The organism is Rhizobium sp. S152 (assembly GCF_030380735.1).
In the GTDB taxonomy this organism is placed as follows: Bacteria; Pseudomonadota; Alphaproteobacteria; order Rhizobiales; family Rhizobiaceae; genus Rhizobium.
On the sequence record NZ_JAUDRZ010000023.1, the window covers coordinates 24,932 to 42,512 of the forward strand.

At 61.1% G+C, this 17,581-nt stretch carries 15 protein-coding genes; 10 read left to right on the forward strand and 5 right to left on the reverse strand.

Translation table 11 applies throughout. The features are described 5' to 3' along the window. Positions 1 to 42 precede the first annotated feature (42 nt). The 3 genes from QTL95_RS16270 to QTL95_RS16280 form a co-directional block, all read right to left on the reverse strand. Entirely contained in the window at positions 43 to 1,308 is a 1,266-nt protein-coding gene (locus QTL95_RS16270; protein ID WP_289720968.1) for an O-antigen ligase family protein, read from the reverse strand. A gap of 8 nt (positions 1,309 to 1,316) precedes the next feature. Next, the gene (locus tag QTL95_RS16275) at positions 1,317 to 2,588 is read right to left on the reverse strand and encodes a polysaccharide biosynthesis/export family protein (RefSeq protein WP_442981299.1); all 1,272 of its coding nucleotides are present in this window, start codon (positions 2,586 to 2,588) and stop codon (positions 1,317 to 1,319) included. 76 nt (positions 2,589 to 2,664) lie between these two features. Further along, entirely contained in the window at positions 2,665 to 3,345 is a 681-nt protein-coding gene (locus QTL95_RS16280; protein ID WP_289720969.1) for a sugar transferase, read from the reverse strand. 769 nt (positions 3,346 to 4,114) lie between these two features. On the opposite strand from QTL95_RS16280, the gene QTL95_RS16285 reads away from it, so the two are divergent. After that, positions 4,115 to 4,387 (forward strand): exopolysaccharide production repressor protein, encoded by a 273-nt coding sequence (locus QTL95_RS16285; protein ID WP_289720970.1) that lies wholly within the window; start codon positions 4,115 to 4,117, stop codon positions 4,385 to 4,387. A gap of 136 nt (positions 4,388 to 4,523) precedes the next feature. Further along, entirely contained in the window at positions 4,524 to 5,525 is a 1,002-nt protein-coding gene (locus tag QTL95_RS16290; protein ID WP_289720971.1) for a glycosyltransferase family 2 protein, read from the forward strand. A gap of 3 nt (positions 5,526 to 5,528) precedes the next feature. Here the strand turns inward: QTL95_RS16290 and QTL95_RS16295 are convergent, their stop codons facing one another. Further along, positions 5,529 to 6,488: a glycosyltransferase family 2 protein gene (locus tag QTL95_RS16295; RefSeq protein WP_289720972.1), complete on the reverse strand. Its 960-nt coding sequence runs from the start codon at positions 6,486 to 6,488 to the stop codon at positions 5,529 to 5,531. A gap of 44 nt (positions 6,489 to 6,532) precedes the next feature. Here QTL95_RS16295 and QTL95_RS16300 point away from each other — a divergent pair, with 44 nt between their 5' ends. The 7 genes from QTL95_RS16300 to QTL95_RS16330 all read left to right on the forward strand — a co-directional run bounded on the left by QTL95_RS16300 (position 6,533) and on the right by QTL95_RS16330 (position 15,524). After that, positions 6,533 to 6,799, forward strand: coding sequence for a hypothetical protein (locus QTL95_RS16300; RefSeq protein ID WP_289720973.1), 267 nt, complete (start codon positions 6,533 to 6,535; stop codon positions 6,797 to 6,799). Positions 6,800 to 7,032: 233 nt separating this feature from the next. Further along, on the forward strand, positions 7,033 to 8,154 hold the full coding sequence (locus QTL95_RS16305) for an acyltransferase family protein (protein ID WP_289720974.1): 1,122 nt from the start codon (positions 7,033 to 7,035) through the stop codon (positions 8,152 to 8,154). A gap of 4 nt (positions 8,155 to 8,158) precedes the next feature. Continuing rightward, complete coding sequence (locus QTL95_RS16310) at positions 8,159 to 8,953, forward strand: glycoside hydrolase family 16 protein (protein ID WP_442981300.1); 795 nt, start codon at positions 8,159 to 8,161, stop codon at positions 8,951 to 8,953. A gap of 1,271 nt (positions 8,954 to 10,224) precedes the next feature. Beyond that, complete coding sequence (locus tag QTL95_RS16315) at positions 10,225 to 11,223, forward strand: glycosyltransferase family 2 protein (protein WP_289721021.1); 999 nt, start codon at positions 10,225 to 10,227, stop codon at positions 11,221 to 11,223. 26 nt (positions 11,224 to 11,249) lie between these two features. Beyond that, positions 11,250 to 12,158, forward strand: a complete 909-nt coding sequence (locus QTL95_RS16320) for a glycosyltransferase (protein ID WP_289720975.1) — start codon at positions 11,250 to 11,252, stop codon at positions 12,156 to 12,158. After that, positions 12,155 to 13,162 (forward strand): glycosyltransferase family 2 protein, encoded by a 1,008-nt coding sequence (locus QTL95_RS16325; protein ID WP_289720976.1) that lies wholly within the window; start codon positions 12,155 to 12,157, stop codon positions 13,160 to 13,162. The genes QTL95_RS16320 and QTL95_RS16325 overlap by 4 nt, the downstream gene beginning before the upstream one ends. Positions 13,163 to 13,166: 4 nt before the next feature. Then, on the forward strand, positions 13,167 to 15,524 hold the full coding sequence (locus QTL95_RS16330) for a polysaccharide biosynthesis tyrosine autokinase (RefSeq protein ID WP_289720977.1): 2,358 nt from the start codon (positions 13,167 to 13,169) through the stop codon (positions 15,522 to 15,524). Here the strand turns inward: QTL95_RS16330 and QTL95_RS16335 are convergent, their stop codons facing one another. Beyond that, positions 15,525 to 16,262 (reverse strand): metallophosphoesterase, encoded by a 738-nt coding sequence (locus QTL95_RS16335; RefSeq protein WP_289720978.1) that lies wholly within the window; start codon positions 16,260 to 16,262, stop codon positions 15,525 to 15,527. A gap of 207 nt (positions 16,263 to 16,469) precedes the next feature. Between QTL95_RS16335 and QTL95_RS16340 the strand changes: the two genes are divergently transcribed. Beyond that, on the forward strand, positions 16,470 to 17,579 hold the full coding sequence (locus QTL95_RS16340) for a monooxygenase (RefSeq protein WP_289720979.1): 1,110 nt from the start codon (positions 16,470 to 16,472) through the stop codon (positions 17,577 to 17,579). Positions 17,580 to 17,581: the final 2 nt, after the last annotated feature.

The following is a 17,581-nucleotide window of genomic DNA, read 5'->3' on the forward strand; positions in this document are numbered from 1 at the left end:
CCTTGAATGGGCCGGTCAGCGCCGGCCCGAAATGCAATATCGTTAAGAAGTGGCCGCGTTGGGCGGCGTATGGTGATGCCAGACGTGATTGGCTGACTTCCGACGCACGGTCGCCAGCTTTCCGGCACAGAAATAGAAAAGGAACGTGCCCACGGTATATGGCGTCAGGATATCGATCTCCACGAAGGAGCGGATGGCCAGCAGCACCGCAATGGCGAAAAGCAGGTAGGATTCGTCGTTGCGGATGTCCTCGATCAGACGGCGCAGATGCCCCCACAGGATCTTCAGCAGCGTCAGCGCCAGAAGCAGCACGCCCACGAAGCCGAGCTCGACGTCCGTCTCGATATAGGTGTTGTGGAAGTGAAAGCCGGTGCGCGCCGTGATGTAGAACTCGTTCCACAAGCGCTCGGGTTCGGCGAACCCCTGCACCCAGTAAGCCTGATAGCCGATGCCGAAGACCGGGTTCTGTGCCGCGGCCGCCAGCCCCTGTTGCCAGAGATAGGTGCGGCCAGTCAGGGTCGAATCCTTGCCGAAGAGACCGAGAATGGCGTCGACCACCCCGAGATAGACGCTGGCGGTTACGAGCACGATGACGGCAACGCCGCCGCCGATAACGAGAAGCTTGCGCTGCTGCGGCGTCAGCGCCAGCACGACGCGGAGGCCGATGATGAGAGCAATGACCACGGCCGTCGTCAGAACCGATGTGGCGGACTGGCAGACGGCAAGGCAATAGGCCGACAGCAGCCCGGTGATACCAGCGCCGGCCAACCAAATACGCCGCTCACCGAAAATGAACACGGCGGCGAAGCATACGATGATGCCGAGCGAGGCGTAGAGCCCAAGCTGGTTCTTCGAGGCGAAGGCGCCCACGAAGCTGTAGGTCCCGTCCATAAGGTCGTATTCGTATCCGCCGAAGAGGATGGAGTAGATCAGAACGATGCCGACACCGGCGATCATGCCCCGGGTCAGTGTGCGGATATCGATGATGCGGGCGGCGATCAGTGTGCAGATCACCTGCGTCAGGTACTGGATGCCGGCGCGCAACGACACGCTCGGCACCGCCGACCAGAACACCGACAGCACGACAAGCACCGCGAATGCGAGCATCCAGGCATGGCGGTTGTAGTTGCCGAGCACCTTGCGATAATCGACGGCGATCAGCGGAAACCACAGGGCATAGTAAAGCAGGATCGCGATCTGCCCGAATTTCGTCGAGTAGGCGAAAGAGAAAAGCGATAGCGCCACGGCGGGAATGGCGTAAATCCCGTTCCCGCCCGGCTGGATCAGCAGCGATTTTGCAATTCGCATGCGGCCTCTTATCTCATCGCAAGTCCGGCGGTGACCTTGATCAGATCGCCGGGCTGCAGCGCCGTGTTCTCCTGAACCGGTAGTTCCTTCGGCTTGCCATCCACTTCACGGATGATCGAATAGGAAACGCTGGCCATCCCGTTCGCCGTATCGAAACGCGCGGCATCCGTGGACTGCGTCAGCGCTTCCGACATCAGCGAGTTGCTGGTAGCCAGTTTCAGGTTGAGCTCGTCGATCTGCGCGTCGGTGTTCTGCGCCTCCTGGGCAAGCTGGGCGTCCCAGTCGTTGCGGAGCGTGATTTCGTCCTGGTTGGCCTTGCTGATGTCCTGCTTGGCCTTGAGCGAATTGGTATCGATATCGAGAAGCGTCGCTTCCAGATCGGCCGCGCGCTGCTCGGTCGCCATCTTGCGGGCGCTGAGCGCGAGGCCCTTTTCCGCGAGATCCTCGACCTTGTCGCGGTCGGCGGTGGCAAGCTCAAGCTGCCGGCTCTGCGTTTCGGTTTTCTTGGCAAGCGTCTGCACTTCGCTCTGCAGCAGTTGGCGCAGATCGTCCAGCGCCTGAAGCTGCAGCGTCAGCCGCTTCTTGCGGGTGGTCAGAAGAGACGTCTCGCTCGCCAACAGCACCTTGGCCTCGGGATGGCCCTCGAGCTCCTTGGGCATCTCGATCGTATCCTGCCCGGCCGTTTCGGCCCGCAGGCGGGCCTGCTTCACCAGCAGCCGGGCGCGATCGGCCATGTAGACCACGGCGTCGCCCTTTGCATTGATGAAATCGCGGGCGAAGCGCTGGCCGGAATCGGCGCGCCGCAGACCGCCCGCCAGGCTCACGGCCTTCATGACGGTCAGGTTGGGGGCAAACGGGAATTCGCCAGGCTTTTCGACGTCACCGGAAAGATAGACGGGGCGGAACTCCGCCAGTTCGACCGAGGCAGATGGCCGGTCCTTCAGGGCAAATTGCTTCTGCAGGGCCGCGCCGATCTCCTGGGCGATCGCATCCGTAGTCTTTCCGGATGCCGACATGTCACCGACGAACGGTAGGGAAATGCTTCCGGAAGGGCCGACCGTGTAGTCCCCACTGACGACAGACCAGTCGCGGATCGTTCCATCCGCGGTCTGCCATTCGGCAACCCTGATCCTCAGCTTGTCCATAGTGCCGAGATGATACTCATCCGCGCTGGCCAGGCATGAGGAAACCAGAAAGGCACCCAGCCCGGCCGTCAGAAGTAGACCGGAGCGCAGGGTACCGGAGTGCCCGGCCATGCCTTTTTTCAAGCGTCTTTCCATACACAGTTCCCCGTGTGTTTGCACGACAAGCCGCAAGGCGTGCCGCGCTGTTAGTCTTTGGGCTTTATGTGGCGGCCTAGTAGCTGCCGCGCTGCGCGCACACCGCGGGAATGGTGCGTGCGATGATCACGACGTCACGAGCAAGCGACCAGTTTTCGACATAGTGCGTGTCGAAGGCGACGCGTGCTGCGTAGGAGACGTCATTACGTCCGCTGATCTGCCACAGGCCGGTGAGGCCGGGACGGGACTGCAGATAGTAGACGGCCGAGGTCTCGTACATTTCAAGTTCGTCTTGAACGACGGGACGCGGGCCGACGACGCTCATTTCGCCGCGGATGATGTTGAAGAGCTGGGGAAGCTCATCAAGGCTCAGTTTGCGCAGAACGGCACCGACCGCAGTGACCCGGGGGTCGTCCTGCAGCTTGCGCGTTGCACGCCATTCTTCCATGGCCTTCGGGTTGTTGCGCAGGTGCTCCTGCAAAACCTGATCGCCATTGGTCACCATTGTCCGAAACTTCAGGCAACGGAATTCCTGGCCGTTGTGGCCGATACGACGATGCCCATAGAAGGCCGGACCCTTGTCCGAAAGCTTCACAAGCAGCATCACCATCAGAAAAATCGGGCTCAGGAAGATGAGACCGATGCAGGCAGCCGATACGTCGAATGCCCGTTTCGCGATCCCGCCGGTGGGCGGAAACACGCTCTCATGAACTTCGCCATAGAATGGCGAACTGTCCGATCTCGTCGCAGACTTCATAGAGGTAACTCCACTTATGTTTGCCGTTTGGTCGGGTAGTCCCAGGACGCTTAGCTAGCGCTGACGAGTTTGGAGTGTATGAGCGGATTTTGTTTTTTTAAGCCACATTTTAAAAAACGTTCGTTTCACACCGGGTTTTGTGTGCGCCATTCAACTTTTTTGTTTTTAAGGGAATCCTCACGTAACTGTAAGATACTTCGAATCTGTCGAAATGAACTACAAGGCCCCTAATAGAACGCCCCGAAACTATTAGAGCATTCAAAGTCACCTAAGTTTAAGTTGTCCTCGCACCCCTCCGTCAATTCATGGGTTGCACGCTGAGGTGTTAAATCCGGGTCGCTTTGTATTTCAAACACTACCTTTTATTGCATTGCAGCATGATTTTTGCGGCGCACCTGCGAACCGTTTGAAATTAAAACTTTGTAATAAAAGTTGAACGTACAACCTGCCGGAGCGGCGCCATCCCGGGGTGAATGTGGCCCCAAGGAGGACGTGTATTGTCAAATTTGACACAACTATTGATGGACAGCACAATTTTAATCATCTTCCGCGAAAGCCGACTGCCCTGCCCGAGACGTGGCATTTTTACCAATCCACGGAAGAAACCTTTAAGATCGGCCCTGTAGTAACATCTTCATCGACGCAAAAAACGTTATGTGAGCTTCTGTTGATCCACGAACTCCTGTAAAACGTAAGTATGGAAGGATCCTGGTGGAACGGTCCTATTCGGTGAGTGTTCATCGAATGAAGTTCCGATGGGGAGGCACGTATGTATGCACCTCGCGTATTCGTAAGCATGCTGGGCGCGCTGGCGGTTTTTGCTGTCGCGACCTATTGGTTGAGCGGTTCCTTCTCCGGGACTGTCCTCAAGACGGTGATCTGCGCCGTGATTCTGCAGATCGGCTACTTCGGCGGCGTCCTCTACCTCGTCTGGAAGGAGTCGCGCGCCCACCGCGCGAATCAGGTCGTTGCAGCCCGCAGCGATGACGCCGAGAAACGGGCGCATAGACCGTTCGAAGGGTCCGAGCATCTGAACCACTGACGGTTTATGCCGGTCTTCAGACCGGGCGGACGCTCCGCCACCCCAAAACCCCGCACGTAACATCATGTGAAGGCTCCACCGTTGTGCGCCGCGCGCTGACGTCCTAGGTCTTGGGGCGAAACAACGGAGGTAGAGCGTGGCTCAGACAGCAAGCATATGCGTCATCATCGCTGCCAAGAACGCGGCAGACACCATCGAAACCGCTGTGCGATCGGCACTTCGTGAGCCGGAAGTGGCTGAGGTGGTTGTTGTCGATGACGGCTCAAGCGACGGCACGGCAGAGGCTGCCAGACGCGCTGACGACGCAACCGGCCGGCTGCGGATTGAACGCTTCGAGAAGAACCGTGGTCCCTCGGCCGCCCGTAATCATGCCATCTCTGTCTCCACGGCGCCGCTCATCGCCATTCTCGACGCCGACGATTTTTTCTTCGAGGGACGCTTTCGCCGGATGCTCGCCGAGGACGACTGGGAATTCGTGGCCGACAACATCGCCTTCGTCACCGCCGACACCGTCGAGCAGGCACCGCAGCGTTTGGAGCAATTCGCGGCGAGCCCCCTCTTCCTCGACCTCACAAGCTTCGTCGATGGCAACATCTCCAAGCGCGGCGTGCGTCGCGGCGAGATCGGCTTTCTTAAACCCATCATGCGCCGCGCCTTCCTCGACCAGCACCGGCTTCGCTACCGCGAGGAGATGCGGCTCGGCGAGGACTACGACCTTTACATCCGGGCGCTGGCGCAAGGCGCGCGCTACAAGGTGATCCATAGCTGTGGTTACGGTGCGGTCGTGCGCGGCAACTCCCTCAGCGGCAGCCACCGCACGGAAGATCTCCGCCGCCTCTACGAGGCCGATCGCGCGCTTCTCGCGAGCGTTAAGCTGAAACCGGAGGCCGCCGACGCAGTTCGCCGCCACGAGCGCCACGTGCGCGGCAAGTATGAGCTCCGGCGCTTCCTCGACATCAAGGCCGAGCAGGGCGCAGGCGCCGCGATCGGCTATGTCGCCGCCCACCCGCTGGCCTTCCCGGCGATTGCCGGCGGCATTCTCATGGACAAGACCGAGGGCCTGCGCAATCCCGGCGGCGTTTCCGTCACCGCTCAGGGCGACGGCCTGCGCTACCTCCTGACCAATCCCGCTAAGTAGCCGCTACTTCGCGATCTTCCCGGCTGCAAGCTGCATCACGCTTCCAAGCAGCCGGGGATCTTGCATCACCCAGCGCGTCAGAAGGCCGAAATCGGGCCGGCGCCCGTTCCGAAGGCGTTTGATCTGGCTCCAGATCGCCTGCTTGCGCGCGGTGTTCTTGTGCTCCTTGATGGTTTCAATCTCGCGAGGCCGCCGCGCGAAGCGGCTCTCCAGCCGATCGAGCGCCATCCAGGTGATGAACTGCTGCTTCAGGAATTCCGGCGAGGTGTTGTCGACGCCGTGGAATATGTTGATCCCCTCGCCGCGCACGGCCCCCGCATCGCCGCAAAGCAGCACCTGCCTTGCCGCCAGCATGCAATCGCAGAAGAACAGCACGTCTTCAGCCGCAAGCCGCAGCGCCGCGTCGAAACGGATCGTCTCGATCAGCGGCCGGCCGATCACCATGCAGGACATGTGGAGGAACGCCCAGTTCTCGATCATGATGCCCGCGATATCGGGCACATCGAGAACGAGAGGCTTGTCCATGAGACGCCGGGCGCCCTCGGCACGCTCCAGCGATGCGATGCCGAAATGGTAATCGAATTCTTCCCCGCCCTCGATCGACGCCCAATAGCAATCCCCCCCGAACGCTTGCATGGCGGCAAAGGCGTTGGCGAGGTGATCCGGCGTCCAGAGATCGTCGGAATCGAGGAAGGCGGCATATTGCGTGTCTGCCGGCACATGATCGAGCCCGGTATTCCTGGCGCCACCCGGCCCCGCATTCTGCTGCCGGATGACATTGATCCGCGCCCGCTCCTCGGCGGAAAGCGGCGCGAGTTCGTCATCGGGCGAATACGGCGACTGGTCGTCGATGACAACGATATCAAAATCCTGGAACGTCTGCGCGAAGATGGACGCCAGAGCGCGGCGAAGGATGCCGTCCTCGCGCTGGTAGAAGGGAATGATGATCGTGAAGGTCGCCATGCGCTCTCCTTGAGAAACTGATCGGAACTCGCCCGGCGCATCGAATGATTGTGCGCGAGTCGGGAGAGCGGGCTGTTGCGCCGCACAATGATGAGGGCCATTTCGACGGAAGTTTGTCAAAGCCTTACGACAATCATGAGGCGAGCAACTGTCTCGCAAAGACGCGGGTTTTGCCGCGCCGCCGCATTTCAGCCATCATCGCGGAGGCTTCCGGTCGCCCCAGCCGGGAAAATCTTCACCAATCGACAGAAACTTTTGGTTGGCCCGAGAATGCAGAAATAGCTAAGTCGATGAATATCATTACATTATGAAACACGCTGCTGACACGGGGATCGAAGCGCATCGGACGACGGGTTGGGCATATGATTTCCCGTGTCGATACATCGCATAGGTAGCGTGCCGATACGGGACCAGTGATCATTTTTTGCTGCACCGCCATATTTTCTTCCGCGAAATCCGCCTAACTTATGCGTGCGGGCTCGAGTCTGCTCTGATTGAACCGGCTGTAACGGGAGGTGCGGCCCAAAAGGGGTGACTGAACAACGTGAATGTCGACGCAAACGTATCATCGCGGATCAACCTGATGCGCATTGTGCTCATTTCGGGCATCGTGTTCGTCCATATACCCTTCGGTGCCGCCGACAGCCCTTTTGATGGGACCTACGGCGCTTTCGACTGGATAAGAGTCTTTCTCACGGAAGCGCTGTTTCGTGTCGGCGTGCCGTGCCTGAGCGCGATTTCCGGCTTCCTGTTGTTTCGCAACGGGCTGGAGAACTTCGACTATCTGAAGACCGTCCGCACCAAGTCCCAGACCGTGCTTTTGCCCTTCCTGCTATGGAACGTGGCATTCTTCCTGACGATCATGGTCGCCTCGAGCATCGGCCTCGGCGAAGGCTACCTGCCCGATCCGTGGCATAGCTCGTTGCGGGAGTTCGCCAATCAGCTGCTCGGCATCGGCGACTTTCCGGTCAACGTACCGCTCTACTTCCTGCGCGATCTTTTCGTCTGCATCCTGCTCTCGCCGATCCTCGCCTGGCTCGTCAGCCGCGCGCCGCTGATCACGCTCGTGACGTTGCTGGTCATCGCGATGGTCCCGGAGATGTCGATCTACGTGGTGCTCAAGCGCTCCATCCTCTTCAGCTTCGCCTTCGGAATCTATGTCGGTCTCTACAAGATCGACATCAAGGCCCTCGATCGCTTCGCCCCTCTTGGCGTCGCCCTGCTTCTGGCCGCCTCGGCCGTCCTCGCCACGGTAATTTACATGACCGGCCCGGATCTGCCGGATTGGGTCCAGCTCTTCCGCAACACGCTCGCCATCGTCGGCGCGGCCGGTTTCTGGTTGCTATCCGCCCCGCTGATCCAGACCAACCTCGGCCAGCGCCTGTCCAAGACCGGCAGCCTCAGCTTCTGGATCTTCTGCGCCCATTACCCGCTCCTGATCGCTCTCTGGATCGTGTGGGGCAAGGCGCATGTCGCCTTTTATCCACTCTTCTTCATTCTTGCCCTGGCGCTGCTGTTCCCGATACTGGTCGTGACGAACAGCCTGTGCCGCGCGCTTGCCCCCCGCCTCTACGCGATCCTGACGGGCGGACGCACAAAGAAGACGCCGGCAAGCCCGGCGTCTCCGGGCAAGATTCCCCCGCAATTCGCTTCACAGCAAAGGTAACACCATGACGACCCAAATCGCCCATGCGCGAAAACTTTGCCAGGCCTTGAGCTTCTTCGGCCTGATGACCCTCGCAGCCGGTTCCGCCGCCGCCCAGCAGGCCGGCGGCGCTTCCTTCGTCGACAATTTCGACAAGATCGACCGCGCCTTCTGGTATGTCTCCGACGGCTGGAACAATGGCAACCACCAGAACTGCACCTGGTCGAACAAGCAGGTAAAGATCAACGACGGCCAGCTGACGCTCGGCTTCACCGAAGGCAAGTCCAAGGACCGCGACTATCTATGCGGCGAGATCCAGACGAAGAAGCGCTTCGGCTACGGCACCTACGAGGCCCGCGTGAAGGCCGCCACCGGCTCCGGCCTCAACTCGGCCTTCTTCACCTACATCGGCCCGGCAGACAAGCAGAAGCACGACGAGATCGATTTCGAGGTGCTTGGCAAGAACACCGGTCAGGTCCAGCTCAATCAGTACATTCAGGCCAAGGGCGGCAACGAGAAGCTCGTCTCCGTCGGCGGCAAGGCCGATGACGGCTTCAACGATTACGCTTTCGTCTGGGAAAAGGATCGCCTGCGCTACTACCTCAATGGCAAGCTGGTGCAGGAAGTGACGGATCCCTCGAAGATCCCCACCGCTCAGCAGAAGATCTTCTTCAGCCTCTGGGGAACGGACAAGCTCTCCGACTGGATGGGTCGCTTCTCCTACGCGGGACCGACCACGCTCACCGTCGACCGCGTCGCCTTCACGGCGCTCGGTGACAAGTGCCAGTTCCCGGAATCGATTGCTTGCACACTGAACTGAACGGGCACGGACCCGCAATGAACTTGGTCAAACAAGGTGCAACGATGCTTCAGGTTCTCTACCTCGTGCATGATCTGGCTGATCCCGCCGTACGCCGGCGGGTGCTGATGCTGCGCGAGGGTGGAGCAGACGTGGTGCTCGCGGGCTTCCGGCGCGGCGAGAACCGCTTGGCTGAAGTACACGGACTGACGCCGATCGAGCTAGGCCGCACCGCCGACGCCAAGTTCGCGCAGCGGATCGGCGCCGTCGCCACGGCGATGAGCGGGCTGAAAGGCCTGCTCAAGGGCGTGAGGAAGCCTGATGTCATCATCGGCCGCAACCTGGAAGCTCTTGCCGTCGCCCACCGCGCCAATGCGCTGTTCGGCGGCGATGTTCCTGTTGTCTACGAATGCCTTGATATCCACCGCCTGCTGACGCGCGACGACGCGATCGGCAAGGTTGTGCGCGGCGCCGAAGCCTATTTCGGCCGCGACAGCCGTCTGATCCTCACCAGCTCTCCCGCCTTCGTCGAGCAGTATTTCGCGACCCGCTCCGGCATCAAGGCCGAGATGCTGCTCGTCGAGAACAAGGTCATCGCGCTGGACGAGGCCCCGGTGGAGCCCTCCTTCGCCCGCCCGCTGAAGCAGCCGGGTGAACCTTGGAAAATCGGGTGGTTCGGCGCCCTGCGCTGCCGCAAGTCGCTGGCGCTCCTCGCCGAGTTCTCGCGTCGCATGGAAGGCCGCGTCGAGATCGTGCTCCGCGGCCGCCCCGCCTATTCGGAATTCGACGATTTCGACGCCTTCGTCCGCGACGAGCCCTACCTTCGCTTCGAGGGCGCCTACCGCAATCCCGAGGACCTGCGCACGATCTATGACGAGGTTCATTTCTCCTGGGCGATCGATTTCTTCGAGGAAGGTCTTAATTCTAGCTGGCTGCTGCCGAACCGCCTCTATGAAGGCTGCCTCTACGGCACGGTTCCGATCGCGCTTGAAGGCACCCAGACCGCGCGGTTCCTGACGGACCGCGAGATCGGCTGCGTGCTTCCCGATGCCAGCGCCGCCAGCCTCGAGAACCTCTTCAGCACCATGACCGGCGAACGCCACGGCGCATTGAGCGATGCCGTCGCCGCCAAGGATCGCAAGACATGGCTTGCCGACCGCAGCGATTGTCACGCGCTCGTCGCAAGCCTCTCCCATCTCGTTCCCGGCTTCGAAAAGAGGCCCGACTTCGCAAAGAGGGGTGAAGCCGGAACGATCCAGCCACAAACAGTATCTCGAGAAGGTTCGACAGCCATGAAGCCTGACGTTGATGCGAATGTTTCAAGTCTCATCATCATTCCCTGCCTGAACGAAGAAAAACACATCGAGCCGCTGCTGAACAAGCTGGTGCTCGAAGTCGATCAGTTGAATGCCAAGATCGTCGTTGCCGACGGCGGCAGCACCGACCAGACCCGCGAGATCGTCGCCCGTCTCAGCGCCGCCGATCCGCGTATCGTCCTGCTCGCCAATCCTCGCCGCATCCAGAGTGCCGCGGTCAATCTCGCCGTCCAGACCTTCGGTCGCGACTACGATTACCTGATCCGCATCGACGCGCATGGCGATTACCCCGACGACTACTGCCGTCAGTTGGTCCAGGAAGCCGTGCTGACGCAGGCGGATTCGGTCGTCGTCGCCATGGAAACCGTCGGCTCCGGCATCTTCCAGAAGGCGACGGCTTTCGCGCAGAACTCCAAGCTCGGCAATGGCGGTTCCAAGCACCGCGAGGGCGCACGCGGCCACTGGACCAACCACGGCCATCACGCGCTGATGCGCATCGCCGCCTACGAGGCGGTCGGCGGCTATGACGAGACCTTCAGCCACAACGAGGACGCCGAGCTCGACTACCGCCTGAAGAAGGCCGGCTTCGGCATCTGGATGACCGACAAGACCAGGATGATCTACTATCCGCGCTCGACCGTCGGCACGCTGTTCCGCCAGTACCTCGGCTATGGTCGTGGGCGCGCCAAGAACATCCTGAAGCACGGCAGCATGCCGAACCTGCGCCAGGCCTTGCCGCTGCTGGTCGTCCCCGTCTTCATCGGCGCCTTCCTTGCCGTCCTGAGCTGGGTCGCCGTCATTCCCTTCAGCATCTGGGCTATCGCCTGCCTCGGATACGGCTTCTGGATGGCGATTGGTCAGCGAAATATCTACGGACCGCTGGCGGCAATCTCCGCCATGGTCATGCACTTCGCCTGGTCGGCAGGGTTCTGGATGGAACTGCTGAGCTTCCGCGGCCGGAAGGTCTCGCCATGACCGGTCCGACGACAGGAGAAAAAAACATGCAGATCGACATCGGCATTTGCACCTATCGACGCGCTTCGCTGGACGAGGCGCTGATGTCCCTCGCGGTTCTCGCGGTACCCACCGACACACGGCTGCGCATCATCGTCGCCGACAACGACAAGACCCCGAGCGCGGCTGCTCGCGTCGAAGCCCTGCGCGCCACGATCCCACATGAAATCGCCTATGTGCACTGCCCGGCATCGAACATCTCGATCGCCCGCAACGCCTGCCTCGACAACGCCACCGGCGATTTTCTCGCCTTCATCGACGATGACGAGGATGCCAGCGAGGAATGGCTGGTGGAATTGCTGGCGACAGCGCAGAGCTCGGCAGCCGACGCCGTGCTCGGCCCGGTCCGCAGCGTCTATTCGGAAACAGCCCCCGGCTGGATGCGCGAGGGTGATTTCCACTCCACCCTGCCCGTCTGGGTCGCCGGCGAAATCCGCACCGGCTACACCTGCAACGTCCTGCTGCGCCTGTCTTCGCCAAGCGTCGCGGGCCGCCGCTTCAACCTCGCGCTTGGCCGCACCGGTGGCGAGGATACGGAATTCTTCAGCCACATGCACCGGGATGGTGGCAAGATCGCCTTCGCCGCCAATGCGCATGTCTATGAACCGGTGACCGAAAACCGCGCCGAACTCGGCTGGCTCGCCAAGCGCCGCTTCCGCTTCGGCCAGACGCACGGCCGCCTGCTGCAGGAAAGGAGCCGGGGGTTCGCCCGCGTGAAACACGTCGGATTGGCGCTGGCCAAGGCCGGTTTCTGCTATGTGGCGGCACTCGGCTGCATTTTCTCCGCAGTTCCGCGCTATCGCTACGCGCTTCGCGGTATCATGCACTCGGGCGTCGTCAGCGGCCTGCTCGGCGTGCGTGAGATCAGGCAATACGGAACGGCGGAGGCTGCATGACGCAAACCCAGCCCGACGTCAGCTTCATCATCGCGGCCTATAACGCCGCCGCAACGCTCGCCAAGGCGATCGACAGCGCGCTGGCGCAGGAAGCCGTGACCGTCGAAGTGATTGTCGCCGACGACTGCTCGACGGACGAAACGCGCGCGATCGCCGAGAGCTATGGCGACCGCAACGTCCGCCTGCTGGCGCTTGAGAAAAACGGCGGACCGGCCGCGGCGCGCAACGCCGCCATCGCCGCCGCATCCGGCCGCTGGCTCGCGGTCCTCGATTCCGACGATACGGTCGAGCCCGGCCGCCTGCGCCGCATGATCGACCGCGCCGAAAAGGCCGGCGCGAAGATCGCCGTCGACAATCTCCGCGTCATCCGCGCAGACGGCACGCCGCCGGAAACGATGTTCACCGAACCAGCACTGGCCGAAACGCCGGAGCTCACGCTACCGGTCTTCATCCGCTCCAACGCGCTTTTCCAGACAACCCATAATTTCGGTTATCTCAAGCCTATTTTCCAGCGCGCCTTCGTCGAAGAAAAAGGCCTGCGCTTCAACGAAGCCCTGAAGGTCGGCGAGGATTATCTCTACCTCGCCTCGGCCATCGCGCTCGGCGGACGCTGCGTGATCGAACCGGTCGCCGGCTATGATTATCATATCCGCGAGGGATCGATTTCCCGCGTTCTGGCGCTTCACCACATCGACGCCATGATCGAAGGCGATAAGGCCTTCCTTCGCGATCACACGCTGGACGCGGCGGCGAAAGCCGCCCAGGATTTCCGGGCGCGCAGCCTGAAGAAGGGCCGCGCCTTTCTCGTCCTCGTCCAGAATATCAAAGACCGGTCGATCTCAGGAGCGATCAAGACAGTCTGGAGCAATCCATCGGCGGTGGCCCATCTCAGGATGCCCATCGCCATCAGGATCGAACGCGTACTGGCGCCGCTCCGCAAACTGTTCAGCCCTTCGGCCGACCTCACAGCCATCGATGGCGCGACCCGCTCCCGCAAAGGATAGAGCCATGAACCAACGGAACCTCACCTTGCACAGCACTCTGCCCAAAGCGCCCGACGAGTCCGATTCCTTCATCGACATCGATCGCCTGATTGCAATTCTCATCCGCCGCGCCGGTCTGATCGCCATGTGCGTTGCCGTCACGGTGGCGCTTGCTGCCGTCTACCTGGTTTTCGCAACTCCGCAATACACGTCCATGACCCAGATCCTCCTGGACGACGACATGGCGAAATACGCTCAGGACGCCCAGCCCGTGGCAAGCCCGCAGCAGGTCGATATGCAGATCGCCAGCGCGGTCGAAATTCTCAAGTCTACCGAACTCGCGCTTCGCGTTGTCGATGCGGAGAAGCTCGCCGACAACGAGACCATCCTCGACCCACCGAAGTCGCCGGTCGCCTTCCTCAAGTCCGGCCTCAAGGTTATCGTCAGCGCCCTGCTTCCGAACGGCACGCCCGTCAGTGAAGAGGACGCGTTGAACGGTCGCCGCCAGAAGGCCGCTGCGCTAATCCAGGATGCATTGACGGTCTCGCGCGTCAACCGCAGTTCGGTGCTCGCCGTCTCCTTCCGCTCGACGGACAAGCAGCTCGCCGCGCAGATCACCCGCGCCTATGCCAAGGCCTATCTGAACGACCAGCTCAACGCCAACTTCGATGCGACCGAAAGCGCTTCTGTCTGGCTGCAGGAGCGTCTGACGGATCTCCGCCAGCGCTCGCAGCAGGCCGCCATGGATGTCGCCCAGTTCAAGTCCGAGAACGGCCTGACCTCGGCCAACGGCGAACTCATGTCCGAGCAACAGCTGGCCGATCTCAACAAACAGCTGATTGTGGCCCAGGCCGATAGCGCCAGCGCCTCTGCCCGCTACAACCAGTTCAAGTCGATCGTCGACCTCGGCCCGGAAAGCGCCGTCAACAACGCGGCCATCTCCTCCAGCCAGGGAGACAACACGGTCATCAAGGACCTGCGCACTCGCTACATCTCCGTCAGCAAGCGCGAGCAGGATGTCGTGACGAACTTCGGTGAGGATCATCCTCAAGCCGTCGCGCTTCGTTCCGAAAAACAGGACCTGACGCGACAGATCTACCAGGAACTCCAGCAGCTGACATCGAGCTATCATAACGAAGCCGAGGTTGCCCGCTCGCGTGAGGCATCGCTGCGCCAGAACATCCAGCACCTCACGGGCAAGAACTCGGAAGCCGACAAGTCGCTCGTTCACCTCAACGACCTTGAACAGCGCGCATCCGCATTGAAGACGCTCTATGAATCCTATCTCGGCAAGTACGAGGAAGCCTCGCAGCAGCAGTCCTTCCCGATTGCCAAGGCACGCGTCATCTCCGCCGCCGGCATCCCGGTTTCGCCGTCCAGCCCGAAGAAGACCATGACCATCGGTCTGGCGATCGTTCTCGGCCTGATGGCCGGCGGCGCCCTGACCCTGTTCAAGGAATTCCACGAACGCTTCTTCCGTGTGGAAGGCGACGTCCGCACCATCCTTGGCCTGAAGTTCCTCGGTTATCTGCCACTGGTCGGCGCACCGTCACAGGAGAAGAAGATCTTCCGGCCGCGCCAGCAGCCCGTGCCCGAAGAATTGCAGGAGGCTCCCGACAATGACGAGACCTTCGAGCGCATCATGCGCGTCGTGCTCGAGGCGCCGCGTTCGGTCTTCGCCGAGACGCTGCGCAACGCCAAGCTCGCCAGCGACGTCATGTTCCAGGGCAAGTCCGACCGTGTCATCGGTGTCGTGTCCGCCATGCCGGGCGAAGGCAAATCAACGACGGCGGCCAACTTCGCGGCCCTGCTTGCCTCCAGCGGCAAGCGCACGCTGCTGATTGACGCCGACCTTCGCAATCCCGGCCTGACGCGCATGCTGAAGACGCCGCCGACCAAGGGCCTCGTCGAAGCCGTTCTCGGAGAGGTTCCGTGGGCCGGCGCCGTCAAGGTCGATCAGGCGACGAAGCTTGCCATCCTGCCCGTGATGCCGAACGACAACCTGATGCACACCAGCGAACTGCTGTCCTCGCAGGGAATGTTCAATCTGATGGAAAACGCCCGCAAGATGTTCGACTACATCGTGGTCGACCTTGCACCGCTCGGACCTGTCATCGATGCCAAGGCCTTCGCACCACAGGTGGACGGCTTCCTGCTGGTGACGGAGTGGGGTTCGACGCCGACCAACGTCGTACGCGACATACTGAACGCCGAGCCGCAGATCAAATCGAAGATCCTCGGCGTGATCCTCAACAAGACCGATATGACGGAGCTTGCCAAGTTCACCAGTTTCGGCGCTACCGAGCGTTATCGCCAGAGCTATGCCAGCTACTACACCAGCGAGACCCACAAGGTACAGCAACCGGCCGAAGTCGACGCCTGATCAGGTCGAGAAAAGATGCACGCGCCCCCGCCACAGTCTGGCAACCGTAAGTTTGTCACTGTGGTAGGCGCCTGTATCGATGTTGAGCCGCATCGGTAGCGCTTCCGGTTCGGAGACCGGTGTGTGTCCGTGGACCACCACCTTCGGCAGCGGAATGCGGCTGTTGAGGAAGCGTTGTCGGATGAAGACCAGGTCCTCATCGTTCTGCTGGTCAAGCGTCAATGACGGATCGATCCCCGCATGAACGAAAAGCACATGCGGCGTATCCACCAGGATCGGCATTGCCCGCATGAAATCGATATGTCCCTTCGGCAGCGACTGCCGGATAAACGCATCAAGCTTGCTCGCCGCGGGAAAGATCATCGGCAGATGGTTGGCATCCAGTCCGTAGGAATGCAGCAGCGTATCGGCGCCCATCTTCAGCCAGTCCGAAAACGAGATGCGCCCGTCGAGATAGTCCAGCATGACCATCTCGTGATTGCCGGTCAATGAAATGCGATCGAAATCCTCCGGCGGCGGCGCCATGAGATGCGAGACAACCTGGGCCGAGGAAGGTCCGCGGTCGATATAGTCCCCCAAGGTGATGATCAGCTTGCGGCCGGGAATCCTGGCGGCATCGTCGATGATCGCCTGCTCGGCTTTCAACAGCAGGTCGTGCCGACCGTGAATATCGCCGATGGCATATATCGGCATGTCTCCCGGATCGAGTGTAAGCCGCTGGCGCGCGGACGTTGGCATATCGGACCTCATGCTGCTTGGTCTCGAAGACTGGCGCGGGCGAAAGCGGCGCGGAGCTTCGGAGACGCTGGGACATAACTACGCTGCTAATGGCAGCGGGCAAGCGGGTAATAAAATTCCGTGTCGATCGTTTTGTAGAAAAACACGCCTTATCACGGCGCATGCGATCGGTACCCTCTAACGGTATCGAAATAGTGAAGAGCAGCTATGGGAACAGTATCGCAGTTTCAGGATCGGACAAGACCCCCGGCTCATCGCATCGAAAGCGAAGAAGAAGCTGTCTCCACCGCGCGACGCCTTTCCAGCTCTTTCGCGGCGCAGGCAAGTGAGCGCGACATAAGCCGTATCCTGCCTTATGCCGAACTCGACGAACTCTGTCTGTCCGGCCTCTCCGCCATCACCGTGCCGCCCGAGCAGGAGGGTCTTGATGTCGCCAACTCCCTGCTCGGCGAGATCGTCGCGATCATCGCGGAAGGCGACCCGTCGATATCGGAGGTTCTGGAGCATCATTTTCATGCGCTCGAACTCATTCGCACCGAGGCCAGCGAAGAACTCCAGTCCATTCTCTTTGCCAGGGCGCTTGCCGGCGACCGCTTTGCGACCGCCGCCTTCTCCGAAGCCGCCTCGCTCGAGCCCGACGGCGTCGCCTACCGCCTGAGCGGCAGAAGCACGCCTTCACCCGCCCTCCTCTATGCCGACTGGATCATCGCTCGAAATATCCGCAACACTGACGGAAACATGACCGGCGTCTATCTGTCCGTTGAAACGGATGGTCTGCAGCTTGTCGATGACTGGGATGGCTTCGGGCAGCGCACGAACGGCACCGGCACACTGGTCGCAAGCAGCCTGCGTGTCGAACCCGGCGCGGTCCTTGTTCACAGCCGAGAGCACCAATCGACCGCTCAGGCGTTGGCCGCGCTTTTACATGCAGGCACGGATCTCGGCATCGCCCGTGCCGCTGCCGACAATCTCCGCGATACGCCACCATCAGCGGATATGGGAAAGCTGGCCGTCGGCATCACCGGCACCGCTGCCCTGATTGAAAGCGCCGGGCACAAGCTCGACTTCGCGCAGATAAACGCTTCGGCGACGTCCATCGGCAATGCGATTTTTTCCGCCGACGCCGCCAGCCTCACCGCCAATGCGGTCGCGCTCGAAGCCGCCAATGCGCTCTTCGAACTATCCGCCGGCAACCGCGCCAATATCGGACTGAACCTCGACCGCCACTGGCGCAATGCCCGAGTCCGGAAGCTCGGACAGACGACCAAGGATCGGTACCGTGAGGCCGCCGCCCACTATTTCGGAAAGCAGTTCTGATC

Bases quoted from the DNA above. Each gene is read 5' to 3' on its own strand.
- QTL95_RS16310 (WP_442981300.1), top strand. From the start codon at position 8,159: ATGACGACCCAAATCGCCCATGCGCGAAAACTTTGCCAGGCCTTGAGC.
- QTL95_RS16340 (WP_289720979.1), top strand. From the start codon at position 16,470: ATGGGAACAGTATCGCAGTTTCAGGATCGGACAAGACCCCCGGCTCAT.
- QTL95_RS16325 (WP_289720976.1), top strand. From the start codon at position 12,155: ATGACGCAAACCCAGCCCGACGTCAGCTTCATCATCGCGGCCTATAAC.
- QTL95_RS16335 (WP_289720978.1), bottom strand. From the start codon at position 16,262: ATGCCAACGTCCGCGCGCCAGCGGCTTACACTCGATCCGGGAGACATG.
- QTL95_RS16280 (WP_289720969.1), bottom strand. From the start codon at position 3,345: ATGAAGTCTGCGACGAGATCGGACAGTTCGCCATTCTATGGCGAAGTT.
- QTL95_RS16320 (WP_289720975.1), top strand. From the start codon at position 11,250: ATGCAGATCGACATCGGCATTTGCACCTATCGACGCGCTTCGCTGGAC.
- QTL95_RS16330 (WP_289720977.1), top strand. From the start codon at position 13,167: ATGAACCAACGGAACCTCACCTTGCACAGCACTCTGCCCAAAGCGCCC.
- QTL95_RS16275 (WP_442981299.1), bottom strand. From the start codon at position 2,588: ATGGAAAGACGCTTGAAAAAAGGCATGGCCGGGCACTCCGGTACCCTG.
- QTL95_RS16300 (WP_289720973.1), top strand. From the start codon at position 6,533: ATGATTGTGCGCGAGTCGGGAGAGCGGGCTGTTGCGCCGCACAATGAT.
- QTL95_RS16315 (WP_289721021.1), top strand. From the start codon at position 10,225: ATGAAGCCTGACGTTGATGCGAATGTTTCAAGTCTCATCATCATTCCC.
- QTL95_RS16270 (WP_289720968.1), bottom strand. From the start codon at position 1,308: ATGCGAATTGCAAAATCGCTGCTGATCCAGCCGGGCGGGAACGGGATT.
- QTL95_RS16285 (WP_289720970.1), top strand. From the start codon at position 4,115: ATGTATGCACCTCGCGTATTCGTAAGCATGCTGGGCGCGCTGGCGGTT.
- QTL95_RS16295 (WP_289720972.1), bottom strand. From the start codon at position 6,488: ATGGCGACCTTCACGATCATCATTCCCTTCTACCAGCGCGAGGACGGC.